The organism is Campylobacter concisus (assembly GCF_902460535.1).
GTDB classification, from domain to species: Bacteria; Campylobacterota; Campylobacteria; order Campylobacterales; family Campylobacteraceae; genus Campylobacter_A; species Campylobacter_A concisus_AS.
In genome coordinates this window covers 44,724-52,585 of record NZ_CABPTV010000009.1, presented here as the reverse complement: position 1 = coordinate 52,585, position 7,862 = coordinate 44,724, and the positions used below count along the sequence as shown (strand labels likewise).

The 7,862-nt window shown below is 39.1% G+C and carries 9 protein-coding genes; all 9 read left to right on the top strand.

Going from position 1 to position 7,862, the window contains the following annotated elements; translation table 11 throughout:
- Positions 1-194: 194 nt before the first annotated feature.
- The 9 genes from FZ945_RS08450 to FZ945_RS08410 all read left to right on the top strand — a co-directional run bounded on the left by FZ945_RS08450 (position 195) and on the right by FZ945_RS08410 (position 7,827).
- Entirely contained in the window at positions 195-479 is a 285-nt protein-coding gene (locus FZ945_RS08450) for a 4Fe-4S dicluster domain-containing protein (protein WP_148803874.1), read from the top strand.
- Between the two features lie 102 nt (positions 480-581).
- Entirely contained in the window at positions 582-995 is a 414-nt protein-coding gene (ndk, locus tag FZ945_RS08445; protein ID WP_103609756.1) for a nucleoside-diphosphate kinase, read from the top strand.
- Between the two features lie 14 nt (positions 996-1,009).
- On the top strand, positions 1,010-1,369 hold the full coding sequence (locus FZ945_RS08440) for a DUF177 domain-containing protein (RefSeq protein WP_103599417.1): 360 nt from the start codon (positions 1,010-1,012) through the stop codon (positions 1,367-1,369).
- A gap of 11 nt (positions 1,370-1,380) precedes the next feature.
- Complete coding sequence (rpmF, locus tag FZ945_RS08435) at positions 1,381-1,527, top strand: 50S ribosomal protein L32 (protein WP_002942540.1); 147 nt, start codon at positions 1,381-1,383, stop codon at positions 1,525-1,527.
- 3 nt (positions 1,528-1,530) lie between these two features.
- Positions 1,531-2,520, top strand: coding sequence for a phosphate acyltransferase PlsX (gene plsX, locus FZ945_RS08430; protein ID WP_148803872.1), 990 nt, complete (start codon positions 1,531-1,533; stop codon positions 2,518-2,520).
- 3 nt (positions 2,521-2,523) lie between these two features.
- Complete coding sequence (locus FZ945_RS08425; protein ID WP_103606803.1) at positions 2,524-3,528, top strand: beta-ketoacyl-ACP synthase III; 1,005 nt, start codon at positions 2,524-2,526, stop codon at positions 3,526-3,528.
- A 197-nt stretch (positions 3,529-3,725) separates the two neighbouring features.
- The gene (locus FZ945_RS08420; RefSeq protein ID WP_002942572.1) at positions 3,726-4,325 is read left to right on the top strand and encodes a peroxiredoxin; all 600 of its coding nucleotides are present in this window, start codon (positions 3,726-3,728) and stop codon (positions 4,323-4,325) included.
- 122 nt (positions 4,326-4,447) lie between these two features.
- On the top strand, positions 4,448-5,530 hold the full coding sequence (locus tag FZ945_RS08415) for a PilZ domain-containing protein (protein WP_148803871.1): 1,083 nt from the start codon (positions 4,448-4,450) through the stop codon (positions 5,528-5,530).
- 8 nt (positions 5,531-5,538) lie between these two features.
- Positions 5,539-7,827, top strand: a complete 2,289-nt coding sequence (locus FZ945_RS08410; RefSeq protein WP_148803869.1) for an ATP-binding protein — start codon at positions 5,539-5,541, stop codon at positions 7,825-7,827.
- Positions 7,828-7,862: the final 35 nt, after the last annotated feature.

The following is a 7,862-nucleotide window of genomic DNA, read 5'->3' as shown; positions in this document are numbered from 1 at the left end:
ATTTTTATAGTATCATTCATTAAATTTATACGACCTTTTTTAAAATTTTAATCTGTAAATTTAGTCTAAAAGTGATAAAAACTTTATAAAGTAGTTTAGAGAAATTAAGCATGCTATGAAAATTGAAGAGTATATTTATATCATTTTCAGTTTTTTTTGATATTCTACGCCAAAATTTTATTTAAGGAGAAAAAATGTCTGTAAAAATAACCGATATATGCATAAGCTGTGGTTCATGCATCGATGAGTGCCCAGTTTCAGCTATTGTAGATGATAGCGACAACCCAACTGGAGCAGATACATACTATGTTTATTCAAACAAATGCGTTGAGTGCATAGGCTACAACGATGAGCCAGCCTGTGCATCTGCCTGTCCAACTGATGGCTGCATCGTTTGGGACGCCGTAGTAGCAGGACAACCTTCACGTGATCAAATCGGTGCTGACGCTCGCACTGGCAGCACTCCAGTTATCCAATAAATTTACAAAATTTAGGCTCAAATTTGAGCCTATTTTATTTTTAAGCTTTATTTGATATAATTGCCAACTTCATTTAAATAACCTAAATTTTAAGGAAAATTTATGCAAAGAACACTTTCTATTATTAAGCCTGACGCTGTTAAGAAAAATGTTGTTGGAAAAATTATAGATAGATTTGAAAGCAACGGCTTAAGAGTCGCTGCTGCAAAGAAAATTAAACTTAGCAAATGCGATGCAAAAGCATTTTATGCAGTTCATAAAGATAGACCTTTCTTCAACGATCTAGTTGATTTTATGGTAAGCGGACCAGTCGTAGTTATGGTTTTAGAAGGCGAAAATGCAGTTGCTAAAAACCGCGAGCTAATGGGCGCAACTAACCCAAAAGAAGCAGCTCCTGGCACTATTAGAGCTGATTTTGCTGATAGCATTGACGCAAATGCAGTTCACGGAAGCGACAGCCTAGAAAACGCTGTAAATGAGATAAATTTCTTCTTTGCTTCAAGAGAAATTTGCTAATTTTGGACTAAAATTTGATTATTCCGTTTTCTAAAATAGCAAACAAAGAGATAAACTTTGAGCTAGTAAGAAACAATGATCTAGTTTTTAGTGGAATTTTAAAAAGAAAAGACCCTTTTTTGGTAAAATGTCAAGGCACCATAAAGGGTGAGATAAAATATATTTGCGATCGATGCGGTGATGAATTTATGTTGCCAGTCGATCAAGACGTAGAGCTAAATTTAAGCGATGGTGTCTATAAAGACAGAGAAAACGAGCTTAGCGATACGGTTGAATTTTTTGATGGCAATATTGATTTAAAAGAAGTTTTTGAAAGTGAGCTAGAAGCTTTTAAGAGCGATTATTTTTATTGTGAAAAATGTAAAAATTTATAAAGGAGAGTAAAATGGCAGTACCAAAGCGTAGAGTGAGTCATTCTCGTGCAGCAAAACGTAGAACACATTACAAAGTTACACTTCCAGTGCCTGTAAAAGACAAAGATGGTTCTTGGAAAATGCCTCACCGCATAAACAAAACAACAGGTGAATACTAAAATATGATTCGCATTGCTATTGATGCTATGGGTGGTGATTTTGGTGCAGATCCTATAATATCTGGCGTTATTGAAGCACTAAAAGAGACAGGATTTAAAGCTGTATTAGTTGGCGATAGCAATGCCATAAAACCACTCATCCCACAACCCTATTTAAAAAATATAGAATTTATAGAAGCTACTGAAGTCATCTCTATGGCTGACGGAGCGACAGACGCACTAAAAAGAAAAGATAGCACGATCTACAAAGCTGTTGAGCTTTTAAAAGACAAAAATGTTGATGCTGTCGTTTCTGCTGGTCACAGCGGTGCTACTATGAGCTTAGCTACATTAAGAGTTGGTAGATTAAAAAATGTATCTCGTCCAGCGATCGCAACACTTATGCCTAATTCAAAAGAGACAGCTACTTTGGTTTTGGATGTTGGTGCAAATGTTGATTGCAGAAGCGAACATCTTTTTCAGTTTGCCATCATGGGTGAAGCCTACGCAAAAGAAATTTTAGGTAGAAAAGAGCCAAAAGTAGGTCTTTTGTCAAATGGTGAAGAAGAGAGCAAAGGCAACGAGGTCAGCAAAGAAGCTTTTAAGCTAGTTTCTAGACTTGATAGCTTTGTCGGAAACGCAGAGGGCAATCAAATTTTTGATGGCAGCATTGATGTAATGGTTTGTGACGGTTTTATGGGAAATATCCTGCTAAAAACGAGCGAAGGTGTCGCTGATGCCATAGGTAAGATCATTAAAAAGCAAGTTAAAAAATCACCACTTGCTATGGCTGGATCTGTGCTTATGAGAAAAGTTTTTAAAACTCTAAAAAAACAGGTCAGCTACGATGAGTACGGCGGTGCTCCGCTTCTTGGCATAAATGGCTGCGTCATCATAAGCCACGGCAAAAGCAACTCAAAAGCCATAAAAAACGCAATCTTTCAAGCAATTAAATTTGCTAATTCAAATATAAATAAAGTTATAGAAGAAGAACTTTCACACTTTGCAAGGTAAAATATGCCAAAAGCTTCATTGATCTCCATTGCGTCATATGTCCCAGAAAAAATTTTAACAAATTTTGATTTTGAAAAAATGGTCGACACGAGCGATGAGTGGATAGTGAAGCGAACTGGTATAGAGCAAAGACACATCGCAACGACTGAGATAACAAGCGACCTTGGCACAAAAGCTGCCGAGCTAGCTATAAAGCGCTCAGGGCTTGAAAAATCACAAATCGATGCGGTAATCTGCGCTACGATATCTCCAGATCATCTTTGCATGCCTTCAACTGCTTGCAAGATAGCTTCAAATTTAGGCTTAAATTTTGGCATTACAGCTTTTGATATAAGTGCGGCTTGCACAGGATTTATCTATCTTTTAGAGATTGCAAATTCTCTTATCGTAAGTGGTGCTAAGAAAAATGTCTTGATCATAGGAGCTGAAAAACTAAGCTCGATAATCGACTACACAGATAGAAGCACCTGCATACTTTTTGGCGACGGAGCAGGAGCAGCAGTGATAAGTGCTAGCGAAGAAAACGAGATCATCGACATTCACACCGCAAGTGATGGCAGACAGGCTGAGCTTTTGATAACTCCAGGATGTGGTAGTGCATTTCCAGCTAGCGATGAGACGCTAAAAAATAGACTAAATTTTATCCACATGAGCGGAAATGAGGTCTTTAAGATAGCGGTTCAAACGCTTAGCAAAAGCGTGATAGAAATTTTACACGCAAACAAAATGCAAAGCGAAGATATCGACTTTTTCATACCTCATCAAGCAAATATCAGGATAATAGACGCCGTAAAAAATAGGCTAAATTTCACTGACGAGCAGTGTGTTTTGACGGTTGCAAAATATGGCAACACAAGCTCTGCTTCGATCCCAATGGCGATAAATGATGCATACGAGGATGGACGCATTAAAAATGGTTCAGTTTTGCTTCTTGATGCATTTGGCGGTGGCTTTACTTGGGGTTCGGCGATACTAAAATTTGGCGGTAGAAATTTTAGCGATCTATAATTAACCGCTTCTACATCCAAAACTCTAAATTTAATAAATTTTCTACAACATCTTCTATAAATTTTTAAAAATTTCCATTCATTTTCAAATGCATATTAAAATTACACTGTTTTAAATTTCCAGATCTATTTAATTAGAATTTAAATTTTTATGGATATAATTTCGCAATCAATAAAATTTATTATTAAGGAGAAAATATGTTAGTAACAAAAAAAGCACCTGACTTTACAGCTGCAGCAGTTTTAGGAAACAATCAAATTGTAAATGATTTCAACCTTTACAAAAACATCGGCGAAAAAGGCGCTGTTGTCTTCTTCTACCCAATGGACTTTACATTCGTTTGCCCAAGCGAGATCATCGCGTTTGATAAAAGATATGACGAGTTCAAGTCACGCGGTATCGAAGTTATCGCAGTTTCTTGCGACAACCAGTTCTCACACTTTGCATGGAAAGAGACTCCAGTAAATAAAGGCGGTATCGGCAAAGTTCGCTTCCCGATCGTAGCTGACATGACAAAATCAATCGCTCGCGGCTTTGACGTACTTCTAGAAGACGCTGGCGTAGCACTTCGCGGTTCATTCCTACTTGACAAAGATGGCACAGTTCGCCACGCAGTTATAAACGACCTACCTCTTGGCAGAAACATCGATGAGATGATCAGAATGGTAGATACTATGCTATTTACAAACGAGCACGGCGAAGTTTGCCCAGCTGGCTGGCACAAAGGTGACGCTGGTATGAAACCAAGCACTGAAGGCGTTGCTGACTACCTTTCACACAACGAAAGCAAACTATAATTATTCAAATTTCTAGGCAGCTTTGCCTAGAAATTTCCTCTCTACACAAATTTAAATATTTTTTTAATATAACTTTATATATGATAGCGATGTTTTAATAAATAACCTTTTTTGGAGACCCAATGGAGTTTAAGGGCAGACAAGAACTTGTCGAGAATTGCGAGGATTGCATACTTGGTTTAAGAGCTAAATTTATAGATGAGGGCATCAAATTTTGCAGACAACTAACCCTTGTAGTGCCACACGAGCAGATGAAAATTTGCCTTGAGAGCATCTTTGATGCGCTACTCATCCAAAAGCCAAATGCCACACAAATTCGCGACGACTTAAACAGCCTAATACCAAAACTAAATGCAAAAGATGAGCTGGTAAATTTCTTGCTCTTAAATTTGACACTAAATTTTAATCACGCCTGCGACGATGCAGTCTATGTGGGCTACTTTGTAAATGCCATCTCAAGGTTGAAAGAAATTTTATATAACGCCGAAAATCATCAAGAGACCACAGTAAAAGAGATGATCGATACTGGCTCATTTTTCTACGAAGATCCGATCAACACATTTACACGCATGAAAAACGCCAAGGTCCGCCCTGAATTTTTAAATTTATACGACGGACTAAATATAAAATACGAAGCCGAAATTTTAGAGGTTAAAGAAGATAGCGTCGTTTTTCGCGTAGATATGATGCAAATTTTAGCCATGAAGCAAGATGGCAAGGGCTTCATCCTACCAAATAGCTTCTTCTCAAAGCAACTTCGCGCCGACATCATTGACTACAATATCGCCGATAAAAGCGTCACTCTTTCAAATTTCTCGCGCTCAGCGACCATGCACGCAAACAAGAGAAAATTCCAGCGCGTCTTACCAAACCGCTTTACCAAAATTTCTCTAAAAGGAGAGCAAGGCGAGCTTGTTGGCAGCCTTTACGACATCTCAGAGGGCGGCATAAGTATATTGAGCTCACAAGCTACAAATTTTAAAGACGGCGAAGAGTTAGAGGCAAATTTTGACATCTTGCTCTCACCAGATGAAGTAAAGAACGTCTCCTTAAAGCTAAAGCTAGTTACTGAGCTAGCATACAAGGGCTACATCAGATACTGCATGCAGCTAGTTGATGATGATAAAACTATAAAAGACTTCACGCAAAAGCGCGTCAAAGAGACGCTTGACGAGCTTCGCTCACGCATAAATTTATACGAATAAGGCAATCAGTGAAAACCATACAAGAGAATTTAAAACTTTTTTACATTGGACTAAAAGATAAAGAGCCATTTTTTTATAAAAACAAGGACCTAACCACCCATGCAGCCATTATCGGCATGACAGGTAGCGGCAAAACAGGCCTTGGTATCACGCTTTTAGAAGAGGCCTGCATAGATAACATCCCCTCTATCATCATCGATCCAAAGGGCGATATCACAAATTTAGCCCTCACCTTTCCGCAGATGAGAGCGGAGGATTTTTTACCATACGTTGATGAGGCAGAAGCGGCCAATAAAGGTCAAAGCGTAGAGGAATTTGCCGCCGCTCAGGCTGAGCAGTGGAAAAACGGCATAGAGTCGAGCTTTCAAGACCTTGAGCGAGTAAAAATTTTAAAAGATAGCGCTAGCTTTAACATCTACACACCAAAAAGCTCATCTGGTCTTGGTGTGGCGCTACTTAGCGACTTTGCTTGTCCTAACATCAATGACGAGGAAATTTTTAGCAACTATATAAATTCGCTCGCAGCCTCGGTGCTCTCGCTTATTGGCATGAGTTCTGAGGATATGAGCTCAAAAGAACAGCTGCTAATATCCACTATATTTGAGAGCAAATTTAAAGAGCAAAAAGATGTCACTATCGAAGAGCTTATAAATTTCATAGCAAATCCGCCGTTTAAAAAGATAGGCGTTTTTGACGTGGATACCTTCTATCCAAGCAGTGAGCGCCTAAAGCTTGCCATGAAGATAAACGCACTCATTGCAAGCCCAAGCTTTAAGGGCTGGACGCAGGGCGTTAGACTAGAAATTTCAAAGATGCTTTTTGACGAAAACGGCAAAGCAAAGTGCAATATCTTTACGATCTCGCACCTAAATGACGCTGAGAGGATGTTTTTTGTCACCCTTTTACTAAACGAGATCATCGCGTGGATGCGCGGCACAGAGGGCACTAGCTCACTTAGAGCGATCCTATATATGGATGAAATTTTTGGCTTCTTCCCGCCAAACACAAATCCTCCGTCAAAAACGCCTATGCTCACGCTCTTAAAACAAGCTCGTGCATTTGGTCTAGGCTGCGTTTTAAGCACGCAAAACCCAGTCGATCTTGACTACAAAGGCCTTAGCAACATCGGCACTTGGTTCATCGGCCGCCTCCAAACAGCGCAGGATAAAGCACGCGTGATCGACGGCCTAAGTGGCATCGCAGGCTCAAGCTTAGATAAAGCCTCACTTGAAAATCTCATATCAAATTTAGCCAAAAGAAATTTCTTACTCAAAAATATAAACGAGGACGGCTTAAACATCATCTCCACGCGCTGGGCACTTAGCTATCTAAAAGGTCCGCTTAGCCGCGAGCAAATTTCAAATTTGATGAAAGATAAAAAAGAAAATTTAAGTAGCCAAGGCGTAGATAAAAGCGAGATGAAATTTAGCGCAAAACCTATCATCTCAAGTGCGATCACACAGCTCTACACCAACTCAAAAAGCCTCACACCAAATTTACTAGCAAGCGCAAAGGTTAGAATTTATGATGCTAAAAAGGGCATAGATAGCATTTGTGAGGTGAGCTACCTTTATGAGCTTAGCGAAAATGACAAAGAGCCAAACTGGAGCGAGGCTAGCGAAGGTATGCGCATTGATGCAAGTGAAAATGAGCCAAGCGGTGCAAGCTTTGCAGCTGTGCCAAATTTCGTAACGAGCGCTAAAAATTTTGACGCTTTAGAGAAAGAATTTAAAGAGTTTTTATATAGAAATTTCAAATTTAACACCTTTGAAGCGATGGGAATTTACTCAAAAGAAAACGAGTCAAAAGAGGAGTTTTTCATAAGGCTTCAGGATAAGTGCAACGAAATTTTAGAGGAGCAAACCGCAAAACTCACGGCTAAATTTGAAAAAGAGCAAAAGAGCTTGCAAGATAAGCTAAATAAAGCCCTTGCAAAGCTTGATAAAGAGCAAAAAGATATGACAGCAAGCGGCCTTGACGCAGCTATAAATATAGGCGCAAGCATATTTGGAGCGATATTTGGCAACAAGCTCTTATCTCGCCAAAACGCCGGCAAGATCGCATCAAGTGCTAGAAGCGCAAACAAGGTCTTAAAAGAGCGAAGCGACGTCAAGCTTAGCGAGCAAAGCGTAAATGATATAAATTTGGCCATAAGCGAGCTCGAAGAGAAATTTGCACAAGAGTGCGATGCGCTAAAAGAGGCAAATGATGTTAAAAACATCACGATAAACGAAACGCAAATTTCACCAAAGAAAAGCGACATCTACGACGAAAAAATCGTACTTTTGTGGAGATGATTTATAAAAAAATTAGTATTTTTTTAATATCATTT

Coding starts and splice junctions, on each gene's coding strand:
- FZ945_RS08450 (WP_148803874.1), top strand. CDS start 195: ATGTCTGTAAAAATAACCGATATATGCATAAGCTGTGGTTCATGCATC.
- ndk (WP_103609756.1), top strand. CDS start 582: ATGCAAAGAACACTTTCTATTATTAAGCCTGACGCTGTTAAGAAAAAT.
- rpmF (WP_002942540.1), top strand. CDS start 1,381: ATGGCAGTACCAAAGCGTAGAGTGAGTCATTCTCGTGCAGCAAAACGT.
- plsX (WP_148803872.1), top strand. CDS start 1,531: ATGATTCGCATTGCTATTGATGCTATGGGTGGTGATTTTGGTGCAGAT.
- FZ945_RS08425 (WP_103606803.1), top strand. CDS start 2,524: ATGCCAAAAGCTTCATTGATCTCCATTGCGTCATATGTCCCAGAAAAA.
- FZ945_RS08420 (WP_002942572.1), top strand. CDS start 3,726: ATGTTAGTAACAAAAAAAGCACCTGACTTTACAGCTGCAGCAGTTTTA.
- FZ945_RS08415 (WP_148803871.1), top strand. CDS start 4,448: ATGGAGTTTAAGGGCAGACAAGAACTTGTCGAGAATTGCGAGGATTGC.